7 protein-coding genes are annotated in these 17143 nt (G+C 41.7%); 2 read left to right on the top strand and 5 right to left on the bottom strand.

All coding sequences use genetic code 11. The features are described from left to right. Positions 1 to 100: 100 nt before the first annotated feature. The 4 genes from RS893_RS09405 to RS893_RS09390 all read right to left on the bottom strand — a co-directional run bounded on the left by RS893_RS09405 (position 101) and on the right by RS893_RS09390 (position 13892). Positions 101 to 4738 carry a type I polyketide synthase gene (locus RS893_RS09405; protein WP_315790934.1) on the bottom strand — a complete coding sequence of 1546 codons (4638 nt, stop codon included), beginning with the start codon at positions 4736 to 4738 and terminating at the stop codon, positions 101 to 103. A gap of 146 nt (positions 4739 to 4884) precedes the next feature. After that, positions 4885 to 10392 (bottom strand): non-ribosomal peptide synthetase, encoded by a 5508-nt coding sequence (locus tag RS893_RS09400; protein WP_315790933.1) that lies wholly within the window; start codon positions 10390 to 10392, stop codon positions 4885 to 4887. 1293 nt (positions 10393 to 11685) lie between these two features. Then, the gene (locus tag RS893_RS09395; RefSeq protein ID WP_315790932.1) at positions 11686 to 13266 is read right to left on the bottom strand and encodes a hypothetical protein; all 1581 of its coding nucleotides are present in this window, start codon (positions 13264 to 13266) and stop codon (positions 11686 to 11688) included. Positions 13267 to 13481: 215 nt separating this feature from the next. Then, positions 13482 to 13892 carry a hypothetical protein gene (locus RS893_RS09390; RefSeq protein ID WP_315791920.1) on the bottom strand — a complete coding sequence of 137 codons (411 nt, stop codon included), beginning with the start codon at positions 13890 to 13892 and terminating at the stop codon, positions 13482 to 13484. Between the two features lie 547 nt (positions 13893 to 14439). Between RS893_RS09390 and RS893_RS09385 the strand changes: the two genes are divergently transcribed. Together RS893_RS09385 and RS893_RS09380 are read left to right on the top strand one after the other, a co-directional pair. Continuing rightward, positions 14440 to 16266 (top strand): DUF5942 domain-containing protein, encoded by a 1827-nt coding sequence (locus tag RS893_RS09385; protein ID WP_315790931.1) that lies wholly within the window; start codon positions 14440 to 14442, stop codon positions 16264 to 16266. A gap of 155 nt (positions 16267 to 16421) precedes the next feature. Continuing rightward, a complete protein-coding gene (locus RS893_RS09380) occupies positions 16422 to 16649 on the top strand; it encodes a hypothetical protein (protein ID WP_315790930.1) in 228 nt (75 codons plus the stop codon). Here the strand turns inward: RS893_RS09380 and RS893_RS09375 are convergent. After that, complete coding sequence (locus tag RS893_RS09375; protein WP_062247742.1) at positions 16624 to 16953, bottom strand: hypothetical protein; 330 nt, start codon at positions 16951 to 16953, stop codon at positions 16624 to 16626. The two genes, RS893_RS09380 and RS893_RS09375, sit on opposite strands and share 26 nt — an antisense overlap. Between the last annotated feature and the right edge of the window lie 190 nt (positions 16954 to 17143).

Here is a 17143-nt window from a genome sequence, read left to right as displayed (position 1 = left end):
GCATTAGTTCTGAGGGATTAAAATTAAACCGCCAAAGCACCAAGTACGCCAAGAGAAGAGAGAAATAGGGTAATTCATTAAACTATGTAACTTATCAAAATTAATGACACAAACCACTAGCTTGTGATTCTTGAGCAAGTTGTTGTTTAATTTCATCCAGTGAAAGATTTTCTACCTCTGCTAATAGCTGTTCTATCTCCTTCAATTCTTCTGCCTTTGGTTGTTTTTCTGCTATGACAATAGCTAGTTCAGCTACAGTGGGGGCTTCAAATAAAAGAGTACGCAGGGGTAGGTCTACTTGAAATGTTTCACGTAAGCGAGAAATTGTTTGTACAGCTAGTAAAGAGTGTCCGCCTAATTCAAAGAAGTTGTCATAAATTCCTACTTTGTCAATACCTATCAGTTCTTCCCAAATATTGGCAATACTTTCCTCAATTTCGTTACGGGGAGCAACATAAGTAGTTTCTTGGAGAGTTCGTGCATGTCTTGTGCCAGATAAGTGAGTATAATTCTCTGATTGAGAGTTAAGAAAACTTGATGCAAGAAATTGATTAAATTGGTCAATGACTAATTGTAATTCTTGTGTGGAAACTAAAATTTGAGGAAGTGGATTTGCCAAAATCCACTCAAATGCTTCTACTGCTTCTACTGGCAACAGTGCATTTTTGAGAGTTTCAGAGCGCCATTTCTTAAGTTCTTCAGGAACGACGGTATTGACTGCCATTCCCACTTCTTGCCATGCATCCCAGTTGATTGCTAATGTCAGTTTACCATTTTTGGATGTATTAAAATGAGCAAATTGATCTAAAAATGCATTGGCTGCACAATAATCTACCTGTCCAAATCCTCCATAAATTGAACTAAGAGAAGAACAAAGTACCAAGAAATCTAAATTGATGTCTTTGAGGACTTCATTTAACACTAATGTTCCCTGCAATTTGGGAGCAAAAACACTGTTTACAATCTCTGAAGTTTTCAGTTGAACTATACCACTGCCTGCAACTCCAGCTGCATGAATGACGCCATTAATTTCGCCAAATTTTTCTAGAGATTGAGAAACTGCACTTTGCATTTGTTCATAATTAGTGACATCGGCAGACAATATTAAAACTTCAGCCCCCAGTGTCTCTAATTCCTGCAATTTTTGAATTTTGTGGCTAGTAGGATCAGATGTATCATGAGTCGCTAGCCATTGTTGCCAATGCTCTTTTGCTGGTAATTGAGAACGTCCAACAAGGATAAGTTTAGCTTGTACTGTTTGGGCAAGATACTTGCCAAGTTCTATGCCTATACCCCCTGTACCACCAGTGATTAAATATACTCCTTTTTGCCGTAATCGTGTTTTGCTGCTGGTAGGTTTTTCTAAAGTTATCGGTTCAAATACTTGTACCCAACGATGATGATTGCGGTAGACGATAACAGTTTCGTTGGATTCTGCTGTAATTTCTGCGACCAATTCTTGTACAAGATGGTCAATGCTGGAAGTCAGTAATACTACATCAATTTGACGGCATTTTATACTTGGATACTCTTGGGGTATGACTTTACAAGGTCCCAAAATAGTAGCTTTTGCAGGCAATAATTCCTCATTACCAGTGACATCATATAAATGATTACTTACAACTAAAAGTTGAATTTTTGAGTTACTAATATTTTGCTGTCCTAAAGCTTGCGCTAGGTAAATTAAACTCCAGAAACTATGATTTTGAACTGTTTCTAGTGACTGATGGGTTAAATGAGTGAGACTCCACAAATGAATGATTGTTTCTGGTATTTTACCTTGTTGGTGAATAGCTTGGAGTAAAGTGTGATAGTCATCTTGTTGGGCAGGATTGATTGTGTAAGTGTTATGATTAACTTGGCTAAATTCCGCACCTGCTAGGACTGCGATCGCATCTTGTCCTGTTTGTTGCAAATGTTGAACAATTTGCGAACCTATGGTGCATTCATCAACAAAAACTAGATAACAAGTAGACTTTTTCTCTCCAGTTTTGACTAGAGGAATTTGTTTCCATGAAGGAATATAAAACCAGTCAGCTATATTGGATTTTTTACCAAGTTTATTTTCTGCTTGTGCAAATTTTTCTACTGTTAATTGGGGTTCAATCCAGTAACGTTGACGCTCAAAGGGGTAAGTTGGTAATGGTACGCGCTGACGTTGTTCGTGAGCATAAAAACCAGACCAATTGATCGATACTCCCGCCAACCAGAGTCTACCCAAGACGTTGAGTATAAAAGCCACATCCGATTGTTTGTCCTGGGGGTGGCGTAAGCTTGGTAAAACCACCTGTCCTGCTGCTTGGTGGGAATGCTGTTTGGTGAGTGTACACAAAGTACGTCCTGGTCCTACTTCTAGGAGAATCCGATTTGGTTGTTGCAGTAATTCAGATATTCCCGCACTAAAGCGAACAGGAGAGCGTAAATGTTTTGCCCAATAGTTGGGATCTGTGGCTGCTTCTGGGGTGATCCAAGTTCCTGTGACATTGGAGATGAAAGGTATCTGGGGAGGATTGAGTTTTACCTTTTTAACTTCAGCAATGAATGGTTCCAAGATCGGTTCCATCATCTGGGAATGGAAGGCGTGGGAAGTATGCAGGCGGCGACATTCTACGCCTTTGGCTTGCAATTGTGCTGCAAAAGTGTTGATGGCGTCATGACTTCCCGAAACTACACACAAATGGAGAGCGTTGCTAGCAGCTAAAGATAACTCTTGATTAAGTAGGGTTTTGACTTCCTCTTCTGGGAGTGCAACAGAGAGCATTGCACCTGTTGGTAGTTGCTGCATCAGTTGTCCCCGCATCGCCACCAGAGTTAAAGCTTCTTCCAAGGACATCACACCAGCAAGGCAAGCCGCGACATATTCGCCGATACTATGGCCAATCATGGCGCTGGGAGAAATCCCCCAGGACATCCACAACTGAGCCAGCGCATACTCAATTACAAACAATGCGCTTTGAGCGATACTGGTTTGTTTGAGTTTTTCTGCTGCTTGCACCTGATTTTCATCGGGATAGAATAGTGATCGCAAATCAACCCCTAAGAAAGGTTTGAGCATCAAGCAGCAATGATCCAGATGTTCACGGTATATCACCTCAGTCTGGTAAAGTTCTTTACCCATTTCCACATACTGAACGCCTTGTCCCGGGAACATGAAGGCGATGGGACGTTCTAGCGGTTCTTGGAAGTGGGTTAAAACTCTTTGTACATCGTGCCTATTTAATGTATTGACAGCATCTGCAATATCCTGGCATACCAACATGCGACGATAGTCAAATTCCCTGCGTCCCACTTGCAAGGTATAAGCCACATTTGCCAAGTTTTCTTCCGGATGTTCACTCAGATGGTGAGTGAGATTTTGAGTCGCATTTTCCAGGGCAGATTCTGTTTTGGCAGAAACTAGTAACAACTGCCAAGGACGAGAGTGTAGAGACGTGCCACCTCTCGTCTCTACAACTGGTGCTTCTTCCAGAATTACATGGGCATTAGTGCCACCAATTCCTAAGGAACTGACACCTGCACGGCGGGGAGTTTTTTCAGCTTGCCATTGTGTGGGTTTTGTATTGATATAAAAAGGACTATTGGCAAAATCAATCTCAGGATTGGGCTGCTGAAAGTTCAGGCTAGGTGGTATCAATTTATGCTGGAGAGCCAGGGCGGTTTTGATGACCCCTGCTACTCCGGCAGCAGCATCTAAATGACCGATATTCGTTTTGACAGAACCTATGGCACAGAAGCCTTTTTTGTCAGTATAGTCGCGAAAAACATTGCTCAGGGCATTGATTTCAATGGGATCACCCAAATTAGTGCCTGTGCCGTGTGCCTCAATATAGCTGATGCTTTCCGGTTCCACTCCCGCCAAAGCCAGCGCTTCTGCTATGACTTCTGCTTGACCGTTGACGCTGGGTGCGGTGTAACCAATTTTACCAGAGCCATCGTTGTTGATCGCAGCTGCTTTAATTACTGCATATATGTGATCCCCATCTGCGATCGCATCTGCAAGACGCTTTAAAACTACCACTCCTACACCATTGCCAATAATTGTTCCCTGTGCTTTGGCATCAAAGGCACGACAGTGCCCATCTGGCGATAAAATTCCTCCTTCTTGATATAAATAACCTGTTTTTTGTGGCACTCTAATTGAAACTCCACCTGCCAATGTCATATCGCATTGGTAGTTTAATAAGCTTTGGCAAGCCAGAGTTATTGCTACTAGGGAAGTAGAACAAGCTGTTTGAATTGTGACACTCGGACCAGATAAATTTAATTTATAAGAAACACGAGTAGTCAGAAAATCTTTATCGTTACCAATCAACTTTTGAAAACTATTCGCTGACCCGATTTGGTCACGATTTATATTAAATGATAAATAGTTATTTAAACTAGCACCTGCATAAACACCAATCCGACTTTCACACCTCATAGAATCATAGCCAGCGTTTTCTAGTGCTTCCCATGCACATTCTAAAAACAGACGGTGTTGTGGATCGGTGATTTCAGCTTCTTTAGGATTAAAACCAAAAAAAGCAGCATCAAATAAATCTATATCTTCTAAGATTGCACCTGCTTTCACATAATTAGAGTTATTTAATAATCCAGGTTCGATTCCAGCAGCGATTAACTCTTCATCTGTAAACAGAGAAATTGATTCTACTCCTGAGTGCAAATTTTGCCAAAATTTTTCAATATTTTTGGCTCCAGGGAAGCGTCCTGATATACCAATAATTACAATTCCTTCCATTGTCTTTCCTGCTTTGTTCAAATATGAACGAATTATCTGCTACCTTGAAATTGTTCTGCTAAGAAAAATCTTCAAACCAGGGAAAAAGCGAACACAGATGCACACGGATAAAGCTGTATTTCATCCAAATGAGAAGTGCTATATTTTCACTGATTACGAGTCTTTTTATTTTGTTTTATCCAGAGATTTTTTCGTTGATTTAGCACTTCCATTTGTTTTTGAGCGCGATCGTGCATTGACCTAAAAGCAGGTACATCCTCTGGCTGCTGGCTTAAATATTGGGCCAAGGAATTTATCGTTGGATGTTGAAACATGGCTACAACTGACAAATTCCGCTGAAAAATAGCTTGCAGTTTATTAGTAACCTGAACCATCAATAATGAATTACCGCCAAGGTCAAAGAAGTTATCGTTGACGCCTACCTTTTCTAGATGCAGTACTGTTTGCCAAACTTTAGCTATTTCTTGTTCTATCTGGGACTGGGGAGGTTGATATGTAGATGCTAACTCGGGACGCAAGCTATCAGGAGCAGGTAAGGCGTGGCGATCTACTTTGCCGTTAGGTGTGAGTGGTAATGCATCTAAGATCACAAAAGCAGAGGGAACCATATATTCAGGTAGCTTTTCTCGGAGGCGATCGCGTAATTGATCAATAGAAGGTGCATGATCTTGATTGGGAACCACATAGGCAACTAAACGGCGTTCACTGAGTCTATCCTCTGTGGCGATCACAACTACCTCCCGTACCTGTGGGTGTTGTCCCAGCACTGCTTCAATTTCTCCTAGTTCGATGCGGAAGCCGCGAATTTTCACTTGGTGGTCAATTCTTCCCAGAAATTCGATGTTCCCATCAGGACGGTAACGTGCTAAATCCCCTGTCTTGTAAAGGCGATTAAATTTTAGATTTTGAGATTTTGCGGAAAGTCTGAGCGGAGGTCTCCTTTGATCAGAACTTTCCAAGACGGATTTTGGATTACTAAATTGCGTGCGATCGCAATCTTCTGGATTTTTACTACAATCCCCCAGTTGAGAATCTAGAATCGGTAATTCAAAATGGGTCAAGGGGTTGGGAATGAACTTTTCTTCTGTCAATTCAGGTCTATTTAGATAGCCTCGTGCCAATCCCACACCACCAATATGCAACTCACCCGGAACTCCGATAGGGACAGGTTGAAGATTTCTATCTAATATATATATCTGGGTATTGGCAATCGGTCGACCGATAAGAACTATTTTTTCGTTGCTACCCCGTTGACAGTGCCAGGCTGTGACATCAATGGCGGCTTCGGTGGGTCCATAAAGATTGTATAATTCTGCATCTAAATACTCAAAGAAGCGTTCTTGTAGATCAAAAGCTAAAGCTTCTCCACTACAAATGACACGTTTGAGACTCTGACAGTTCTCTAATCCTGGTGCTTCTAAGAATACTTGCAGCATTGAGGGAACAAAATGCAGTGTGGTAATTTGTTCCTGAGCAATCAGTTCGACTAGATAGCTAGCATCTTTGTGACCTTCGGGTTTGGCTAAAACTAGGATTGCGCCTGTCAACAAAGGCCAGAAGAATTCCCAGACAGAGACATCAAAGCTAAAAGGTGTTTTCTGTAAAACTCTATCTGCTGGTGTTAATTGATAAGCATCTTGCATCCACAACAAACGATTGCATAAACCCAGATGAGTATTCATTACCCCTTTGGGTATGCCTGTAGAACCAGAGGTATAGATGACATAGGCGAGATTTTCTGGTTTAACTTCACCCACTAGATTCTCTTGGTTGTGAGCAGCAAAAGTTTCACTGTCTGTGTCTAGGCATATAACTTGCGCTTGGTGTGGCGGTAGTTTTTTAACTAAATGTTGTTGAGTGAGTAACACTTTTACACCAGCATCTGCCAACATCAATGCCAAACGCTCTTGAGGATAGGCGGGATCTAGAGGTAAATAAGCACCACCCGCTTTGAGGATGGCTAAGATACCAATCACCATTAAGAGCGATCGCTCCATGCAAATACCAACGACCACATCTGGTTTCACACCCAATTGTTGCAAGCTATGAGCAATTTGATTGGCTCTTTGATTTAATTCTCGGTAGGTGAATGTTTCTTTGTTAAAGACAACAGCGATCGCATCGGGTGTTCGTTCTACCTGCTCCTCAAACAAATGATGAACGCACAGATTTTGCGGATACTCTGTTTTGGTATCATTCCAGTCAACTAAAAGTTGTTGTTTTTCAGGTGCTGTGAGTAAAGGTAAATCTGCAATGCACTGATCGGGATTGTTGACAATCCCTGTGAGCAATGTCTGGAAATGCCCTAGCAGCCGATGAATGGTATCGGCATTAAACAAATCAGTGTTGTATTCAGCTGTTACCACCAATCCATGATCTGTGTCTGCCACAAATAGAGTCAGGTCGAACTTTGCTGTGCCGTTTTCGCCTTCCTGACAAGTTATGGATATATCTGATAACTTGGGACTCGGTATTGGCACATTCTGGAGAACAAACATGACTTGGAAGAGGGGATTGTAGCTGAGGTCTCTATCTAGGTGTAGTTCCTCGACTAACTTCTCAAAAGGCAAGTCTTGATGAATATAAGCTTCTAAGGCAGTTGATTTTACCCGGGAGAGCAATTCTCTAAAACTGGGTTGGTTGGCTAGGTCTGTACGTAGCACCAAAACATTGACAAAATATCCAATTAATGCTTTTACCTCTGTTTGGTTACGATTGGCGATCGGAGAACCTACCAAAATATCAGTCTGCCCTGTATAGCGATAAAGTAAGACTTTGAAAGCCGCAAGCATTGTCATAAACAAGGTCGCGCCTTCGCTATGACTTAGTTTTTTCAGTTCTGCTGTCAGGGTTGGGGACAGAACTAGTTTTGCTTGAGCGCCTTGGAAGGTTTGGATAGGCGATCGCGGACGGTCTGTAGGTAGATTCAAGACAGGCAGTTTACCACCCAGCTGCTGTTTCCAATAGGTCAACAGGGTTTGGATGCGATCGCTTTGCAACCATTGCCTCTGCCAATAGGCAAAATCTGTATACTGAATAGGCAGTTCCGGCAGTGGTGAGGGTTCTCCACGAGAGAATGCTGCATACAGTGCTGCCAATTCTTGAATGAGAATTCCGATTGACCAGCCATCGGCAATGATGTGGTGGAGGGTGAGGAGCAATGTGTACTCTTGTTGGTCTAAGCGCAGTAGTTTGGCACGCAAAAGTGGTTGACTGGATAAGTCGAATGGTTGCTGAGCAAATTCGCTGGCTAAACGTTGTACTTGTTCAGCGCGTTGGTTGGGTATAACTTGCTGTAAATCCTCTGTGAGCAAGGTTAATCTCCTAGCTGACTGAATCACTTGCAGAGGTTGCCCATCCACCACCACAAAGTTTGTTCGCAAAACTTCGTGACGTCTGATGATTTCATTTAAGCTTTGGGCGACTACCGCCTCGTTAACTTCACCTTGGCAGTTAATCAATATGGGAATGTTATATGCAGGCGAATCAGGTACAAACTGATGGATAAACCATAATCCCTGCTGAGAGAAAGATAAAGGGTGAACAGATGTAGTTTTCTGAACTTGAGTAACAGATATAGATGGGATGGAAGTTGTTGTTGCTAATTGAGTAAGTATCTTAGTGGAGAGCGATCGCGTACTCAACCCTTCAAAGAAGTCTGCTACGGATACAGTGACTTCTAGGTCAGCCTCAATCTGGTTTTTTAACTCAAATACTCTCAAAGAATCGAGTCCCAAGCTGCTTAATGGCTGTTGCGGGTGAATTTCCTTCAGTGCGGCACCAAGGGCGCGTGCTACTTGTTCTCTGAGATAAGATTCTAAAAGTGGCTGAGACTCTTCTGGAGTCAGCGCTAAGAGAGTTTGTCGTTGTAAGCGGTTTTCTTTACCTAAATAAGCAGTATTTTCACTGATACTACTGCCGACCACATCCAGTTCGCCTGCGAGAAAAGCTGCTTTGGTGGCACGACGTTGAATTTTGCCACTGGAAGTTTTAGGAATAGTACCTGGTTTAATCAAAACTACTGCATGAACTTGTACTTCATGTTCTTCGGTCACTGCTTGACGAATAGCAGTGGTGACTTCATTGATATCCGGTTTGGCGCGAAATTCCAATTCTTGCACGACGACCAGATGTTCTTCATCATCAACCTCAACTGAAAAAGCAGCTGTACTACTTGATCGCAATAATGGATGGCTGCGTTCTGCGGTTAACTCAATATCTTGGGGATAGAAGTTGCGACCTCGAATGATGATTAAATCTTTTGCTCTGCCAGTGATGAAGAGTTCTCCATTGTCCAAAAAGCCTAAATCCCCAGTCCGCAAAAACGGCCCTTCTCCTGTATCTGTGAGGTAGGCACGGAAGGTTTGCTCTGTTTCCTCTTGCCGACGCCAATAACCCTGACCAATACTTAGTCCTGATACCCAAATTTCTCCCACTTGATTTGGTGAAGAGCGTGTTAATGTTTCAGGATTGGCAATTACAATTTGTTGTTGAGGAATAGTTTGACCGCAACTGACAAAGGTTTGGATATCTTTATCTTGTATCTGAACGCTAACTTCAATGACCTGATTGTTTGCAAGTGCAGATTTCTGGACCGTTTTCACAATCGGTAAGGCTGTCTTGCTGCCACCAGAAACCATCAGGGTTGCTTCAGCCATGCCGTAACAAGGGTAGAAGGCTTCCCGACGAAATCCACACTCTGAGAAGGTGAGCGCAAATCGCTCTAGAGTATCCTGCCGCACAGGTTCAGCACCATTAAACGCTACACTCCAACTGCTGAGATCAAGACAAGAGCGTTGTTCTGGGGTAATCTTTTGAATACAATATTCGTAGGCAAAGTTAGGAGCGCCACTCGTTGTCCCTTGATATCTAGAAATAGCTTGCAACCAGCGCAAAGGTCGTTGCAAAAAAGATGCTGGCGACATCAAGATGCAACTAAAACCGCCATACAAAGGTTGCAAAATACCACCAATCAGTCCCATGTCATGGTATAGGGGTAGCCAGGAGACAAATTTACTGTTGGGTGAATGTCTCATGAATTGATAAGTGGCGGCGGCGTTGTGCAGCAGGTTGCCATGACTGAGCATAACTCCCTTGGGGATGCCTGTAGAACCTGAGGTGTATTGGAGAAAGGCTATGGTATCCGCATTGATATCAGGTTGTTGCCAAGAATCTTCCAGACCCTGTGCTAGGTTGTCGGTAACGAGCCAGCGTATATTTTCCAGGTGTGTTTGCTGTGCAAGTATGGATTGTAATGTAGGGAGCATCGCTGTTGTAGTGAGAGCGATGCTAGCCTGTGCATCTGTGCTGATAGCCTGGATTCTGGGTGCTTTGCGTTTATTCTGAGGCGGATAAGCTGGAACCGCTACAACCCCAGCGTAGAGACAACCAAAAAAAGCACTTAAGTAATCTAGTCCTGGCGGATAGAGTAGTAAGGCACGTTCCCCTTTTAAGTTCAAAGCTTGGAGTTGAGATGCGATCGCTCGACTGCGCTGATCCAATTCATGGTAAGTCAGCGTCGATTCTTGAGTTTCTCCGTCTTCAAGGAAAGTAAATGCTGTCTGGTGTGGTTGTGTGATACTGCGATCGCGCAGCAAATCAACAACTGTTGCACAGTGATGGGGAACTTGTAAGCCATTCAAAACTGGGATCATTTTCCGCCTTAGGCATTGAGATGCACACGAACAATAGCTGAATATGTTTTGCCTGCGGCACATTTAACTCTAGGTGAGTCAAAGTACTGGCTTCATACTTCTAAAGTTGTCGCTAAATAATGTCCAAAATCGATCAAGTGCTTGTACAGTCAAGTTTTTAACTATTCAAATTCAAAATGTTTGAAATGCTTGCTGTGACTGGCTTTTCTCGATAATGTTATTGATTTGTCGACAACTCTTTTTATTTAATTGCAATTGATACTCCTTAAAGTTTTGAGTGGGACAGAAAACTGTATGGATAAGTTCAAAACCATAACATACTCTGAAAGTTCCAAAAATAGGGTTTTTCGCCACAACTTCAGGAGAACTCTATTGGGAAAACTTTGAACAGACCTTAGTGTTGCCTCATGAAAGACTCCGCGTTATTGCTTGGCCAATAATACAACTTTTCTTCCACTAAGTTGAGATTTATTTTCAATAGTTCCTATTTACTCTATTAGGAATTTGTTGCATTTGGCAATATGCTAATTATAGGCAATACTTATAAAAATAGTTTTTTTATTTAGTTTATGAAATTAAACCTGATTTTATTACTTTGGGGAGATGTTAAATTCTATTGTGCAGAAAATCTTATCCCGCCCAGAAATAAATTTCCGGGCTAATAGCTTAAATCCACTTAAGTGGACTAAAATATGCAGTGTTAATCCGGTAGTGGAGTGTAATTTAGTTAACAGGAATAGCCCTTGCAAGGTGGATAAAAATTCTTAAAACTAAATTCCTCTATCATCTTTGACCTCTGTGTTCTCTGTGCCTCTGTGGTTAAATAAATTACTTCTAACCTGCTCCAAACGCAGAGTTAGCAGAGACATGACTTATGCAAGAATTAACAAAAAGCGCAGCAGCTTAAGGCAGGGTACCGCCAAGACGCCAAGAGCGCAAAGGAAGAGGAAAAGAAGAGAAATAGAAAGGTTGATTTAGCCAGCTTGCGTTGACTTGCCAAACTACTAGTAAGAGGGATCACACTAGTTATGGACGAATTTGTCTTTCTCAAGGTGCAGACGAAAATCTTTTAGTCCACTTCTGTTGACTTTGGCTATTAGCCCAGAAATTTATTTCTGGGCGGGTTATGCTAGGAACGAAATAGCTCTGTGAAGTTGTGAAGCTTTTTACCAAGTTTTTAAGGTCTTCAACCCACTTGGAGTGGATTTTGGTTTAACCCCAAATTTACTTGAGGACGGTATGTTGGGCTAATAATATCTATCAAACTCAAGTTAAATCAGATTACATAGTATTTTATAGTTGCTTGGCGATCGCTGCTAAAGGATTTGGCTGTTGATTTTGTGGTTTTGTGTGTGGTACTACTGTTAAGTAGGGATTCAAGTTGCTTTCATCTATCCAGCCAGAATAGTATTTTACACTAGTAGATTTTGGTGAAATTTCCAGTAATTCCAAATCACCACGAATAGCATTTGCACTTCTTTTATTACCAGTAGGATCAAAGTTAACGCCAATACCTGTCGGACCACCACCACTATAATTTAGAGCTACTTCATCAAAACCTCGGACAAAGCGTTCTCCATTCCAATGCCATTCAAAACCAGGCCAATATACAAGTGGTTTTTCTGGTGGTAAAAATCGCCCAAAGTCATATCGACTAGCACCTTGATCTAGCTTGACTGTAAAGCCTTGTGTTGTCCTGACTTCATAACGACCTTTGCGAGTTTGAAAATCTCTGGGACTCCACCAAAGTACTTCAATTGTTTCATTATCCTGATTAGGAGATAGAGTGAAAGCTGGCGTTTGACTCAATAATTCACTGTAAATTGGTAAACCAGATTTTGGCAATTGAGCCATTGCTGCAAATCGCCAACAAGACCAACTTTGAGGATTGTCAACTGCTTGTAAATTAATTTGACAAACACCGTTACCCGTACCAACCCAAAGCTGATTATTTTCCAATCTCAACTTGTCTGGGATTGCTCCTACCAAAGGACTATTATAAACATTGTAGGAAGTTAAAGAACCGGAATTGAGATTTTGAGGATTAGGACGATAAGCAACTAAACCTTTAGCAGCAAGATAAGGATTACCTTCACCACTAATTTTTGTACCCATCCAAAACGTTGGGTCGTCAGGATTTCCTGTGACAACTAAATCAGTAATTTGATGCGATCGCAATTCTTCGGGTTTAATAAAGGTAAACTTATTTGTTTGTGGTTCGTAACCCACAATTGTCGCAATGCCATCATTACCTTCACCTTGTTCAAAGGCAACTGACCACCAAATCCGGTTTCCATAAATCACAGCAGCAGTAATTCGTGGTAAACCTAGTTGTGTGCCTATACTTGTATTTGTCTGTTGTTGCAATTGTTTGAGAGTATATAAAGTTTGACGCTGGGGCTGTTTACTCTTAGGAGTAATTAATTCAAAAAAGACTCTATCTTTATTTGGATCTGGTACTGTTGGTGTTAATGGTTCTCTGAGAACTCGATATCGATAAGTTTCACCTTGAAATTGAATAGTTTGGAAATCTTGAGAATACTCTGAATAATTTTGTGGCTTTAGATTCTCAGGTAAAGTTCCTGACTGCACTGTCCAGCTATTATTACCTCGACAAAACACAAAATCTTGATTACGAGTTTGAAATTTCACAGTATCAGCATCAGCAATAACATTACGAATATGAAAATCAAATCGCTCATAAAAATCTGCCTGTTCTCCTGGTACACTTAAAGACAAAACCGCAGACTTAGGACAGTTTTTGACTTCACCTTTTACAGCCTGAGCATTATTATCAATTGGAGCAGTACAAGCACTAACTATAAATAAAATACCTGTAATTTTAAGAAAAGTTTTAATATCTAGAAAATTCATATTTTAATATTTATTTTTCCAAAAATATCAAGCAAATGCATCGACTAATTCGCAGTCTTACATAAATTCCATGACTCTATATCTATTCAATTAGTTCCGACTTGATTAGTTATTGCTCGCTTAAAGGTCAGATCCCCGACTTCTTCTGCGAAGTTGGAGATCTTTTGTTCACGAATGATTTATAAATGCTATATTCACTGTTAACTGTTGACTGTTTACTGATTTAATTGACTTTGCAAATATTTACCCCATTCTGCTGCTAAAGGAATTTCTGTAAAGGGAACTCGCACAGAATTAGCAGTAGGAAATACAAATTCCAACTCAATAGTCCGACCTTTTTCTGGAGGTATATTTTTATCTACAGCTTTTTCATCCACCAAAAGGTGTATTTCTTGAACATTATCTAAAGAAAATGTTTCTAACTTAATCGGGCCTTGAGGTGTTGGTTTACCCCAAGTAATAGAGTTACCTTTTTTTCCTAGTACCGCATAAATATCGTACTTTGCCTTATCAAATTGCTCTGCCCAAGTTCGATAGGCTTCAATTTTTTGATATTCTTGAGAACCTTGCCAAGCTAACCAGAAAAACGCTGCTAACAGAGGTAGCCATAAAAGACCATGTTCCATGATGAATTTTAACTCTAAAGTCAGGAAGAAAGAACTTTTGAAGAAAAAGGTTAAAGAAACAAGGTAAAGGAAAATAGCTTCCATTCCCCTTTAACCTTTACCCCTTACCCTATCTTAAATGGAGCATTCTTGACTCCCGGTACAACGAAGTTTACTGGGAGATGAATTGCGACCAACATAAAATTGACTGAGGCGAATCACTGCTTTAGCCTGCAAGTGATCACACGCTCGATCGTCACAGCGTCTAGAATTTTTTTACCTGGTTCTCTACTTTCAGCAAGGAACTTGAGGGCAGAAGGAATTAGAAAACTGTCAACAAATACTGTGGGACACTACAGAATTTCAAGCTTGTAGAGAGACTGTAAGACTCATTGGTACTCGTACCAAAAAGCAGGTCTCGGTAAAGCAAGAATCTCCCGCCGAGCGCGTAAGCTTGGCAGTGAGAGTGCAATTTTCTAATATGTAGCTATGATGCAAAATACAGCCACTGGGGGACTGTATAAGTTATGGTAATGAGCATACTGGCAAAAAGCGGTGATGACTTGATATGAGAAGGGTTTTATTTTTGTGCCTGTTTGTCATCGGGCTTAGTGCTGCGATATTTGGTTTCCTGAATTTGCAGGGACTAGCAGCAAAAGGCGAATTTGAGACGATTGTGCTGGATTTTCGGGAAAATATTTCCAAAGAAGAATTGCAAAGCGATTTGCAAGCGATCGCTCAACAGTACAATGTCACACCCCGATTAGATAATAAATTCTCCGCCAAGGATAATGTCTATATTATCGAAGGTGATAAAAAGCGACTTAAAGAACTGCGAAAGTCGAAAATAGCCTCAGCGACGGAATTTATTGAGCCTAACTATATTTATAGAATTCCCATATTGGATGAAGACAGAGTTCCAGATGAGCGCTTCACACCTAGTGCTAACGAACCTAACGACCCAATGTATAGCAAGCAATGGCATTTGCATAACATTGGTGTTGTCGGTGCATGGAAGGAAACTAAAGGTAGTGGCATCACAGTAGCAGTAATTGATACTGGTGTTACCCAGGTGCGTGACTTAGCAGAAACGAAGTTTGTCAAAGGCTACGACTTTGTTAACGACACAGAAGAAGCCAAAGACGACAACGGACACGGGACTCACGTTGCTGGTACGATCGCTCAAGCTACCAATAACAATTATGGCGTAGCGGGAGTTGCCTACGAGGCTAATATTATGCCTTTAAAAGTACTCAGCAGCTATGGTGGCGGTACTGTTGCTGACATTGCCGAAGCAATTAAGTTTGCTGCTGATAATGGTGCAAACGTCATAAATATGAGCTTGGGTGGTGGTGGTGAAAGCCATCTGATGAAAGATGCGATCGAATACGCCCATAAAAAAGGTGTAGTGATAGTGGCGGCGGCAGGGAACGAAAACGAAAATTCTGCCGCCTATCCAGCCCGTTATCCCCATGTCATTGGCGTTTCTGCCTTAGGCCCAGATGGCGAAAAAGCCCCCTATTCTAACTTTGGTGCTGGGGTAGATATTTCTGCTCCTGGCGGTAGTGATGCGGGTAAAGTTTTGCAACAAACTATTGACCCCGAAACTGGTGAAGGTGTGTTTCTTGGTTTGCAAGGCACAAGCATGGCTTCTCCCCACGTTGCAGGTGTAGCTGCACTTATTGAAGCGGCTGGTGTGCAAGAACCAGATGAAGTTTTGCAAGTCCTCAAGGAATCAGCCAGAGCCATAGAGGAAGATAGCTTAAACTACTATGGTGCGGGACAACTCAATGCTGAAGCCGCAGTCCAACGTGCCGTACGTGGACAAATCAGTTTTCAAGACTTTTTCCGTTGGTTGCGGGATAATGGCTATCTCAACCCTGGTTTTTGGATTGATGGCGGTGCAGTAGCATTATTACCCAAAATTTTGATGGTATTGGGTTCTTATTTGTTAGCTTGGTTTTTACGGGTTTATTTCCCGTTTACCTGGAGTTGGAGTTTATTGAGTGGTTTAGTGGCTGGTAGTTCTGGATTGTTTTTCCTCAAAACAATCTACATTTTTGACTTACCACAGTGGCCTTTCCGCCTATTGGGTAGTTCTATACCAGAACTCGGTAATACACTGCAAGGAACCAGCGCCTTAAACCCCATTTTTGCTAGCGTACTTATTCCCCTTGTGTTAGTAGTACTACTGCTAGGACATCTCCAATGGAAATGGTTTGCGATCGGTTCATCCTTGGGTGTCGCCGCCTGCTTAGGGGTAAGTGCAGTATTAGATCCCGCCGTTTGGGGTTTGGGAAGTGGTATGTTAGCCCGTAGCTTCCTAATAGTTAATGCCCTACTTTGTTTTGGTTTAGCTCGTTTAGCCGTGAAAAACGAGGAACAATCAGCCTAAAATTCAGAGGGACTAGGGAGATAAGGGAGACAAACTGGACAAGGAGGACAAGGAGGACAAGAAGGACGAGGAAGTAATTTTTCTCCCCATCACCCTATCACCCTACCTCCCGAGTTCCCGATCACTCTACTTTAAATTCAGGAGCTTTACTGAAAATGAGCATTACAGTCACAGGAACTGTCGAACGCCGTGATATAGGTACTGGCGCTTGGGCATTAGTAAGTAATGATGGTACTACTTACGAAATTCTCAGAGGTGCTGATAAAAGCTTACTCAAAGCCGGACAAAAAGCCAAAGTCACAGGCGAAGTGCGTGAAGATGTCATGACGATCGCGATGATTGGCCCTGTTTTAGAAGTCAAATCTTTTGATCTGCTGAAGTAGAACCTAAAACTGCTTGCAGACGACTTCTAAATTCACCTTTGGGATGACCACCTTTTACCTCGCCTACAATCTGAAATTCTCCTTCTGGAGAATCACAAATAATGTAGGTAGGCCATCCCATCTGCGACTTATCTGGATACTGCGTCAATAAAATCTGACGATATTTACGGTAAGTAGCCGTATCCTGCATTTTGACATCAATAAATTCTAAACCTAGTTCCTCTGCCACTTTCTTGTCATAAAACGACATTTTGTGGCAAATACCGCAGTCTTCACTAGAAAATTTAATTACAGCTAGAGGCATGTGGCTGTGTAATTACTTGACTCAGATTAAAAATTATCACATTGATATAATAATTTACAGAAAAAGTAATAAATTGTAGCCAAAATAGTGCAGCGATGACAAAGATCATGTTTTGAGAAATCGTAGACGCGCTCATAGGCTTAAGGCAGGGTACACCGATAAACACAAATGCACACCGATAGACACAGAT

Source organism: Fischerella sp. JS2 (assembly GCF_032393985.1).
Classification (GTDB): Bacteria; Cyanobacteriota; Cyanobacteriia; order Cyanobacteriales; family Nostocaceae; genus Fischerella.
Note: the sequence above shows the minus strand (reverse complement) of the source record. Positions and strands in the feature narration are given on the sequence as shown.

What these genes read in the sequence shown, in the direction of transcription:
- RS893_RS09405 (WP_315790934.1), bottom strand. Translation starts at nt 4,738, where the DNA reads ATGGAAGGAATTGTAATTATTGGTATATCAGGACGCTTCCCTGGAGCC.
- RS893_RS09400 (WP_315790933.1), bottom strand. Translation starts at nt 10,392, where the DNA reads ATGATCCCAGTTTTGAATGGCTTACAAGTTCCCCATCACTGTGCAACA.
- RS893_RS09395 (WP_315790932.1), bottom strand. Translation starts at nt 13,266, where the DNA reads ATGAATTTTCTAGATATTAAAACTTTTCTTAAAATTACAGGTATTTTA.
- RS893_RS09390 (WP_315791920.1), bottom strand. Translation starts at nt 13,892, where the DNA reads ATGGAACATGGTCTTTTATGGCTACCTCTGTTAGCAGCGTTTTTCTGG.
- RS893_RS09385 (WP_315790931.1), top strand. Translation starts at nt 14,440, where the DNA reads ATGAGAAGGGTTTTATTTTTGTGCCTGTTTGTCATCGGGCTTAGTGCT.
- RS893_RS09380 (WP_315790930.1), top strand. Translation starts at nt 16,422, where the DNA reads ATGAGCATTACAGTCACAGGAACTGTCGAACGCCGTGATATAGGTACT.
- RS893_RS09375 (WP_062247742.1), bottom strand. Translation starts at nt 16,953, where the DNA reads ATGCCTCTAGCTGTAATTAAATTTTCTAGTGAAGACTGCGGTATTTGC.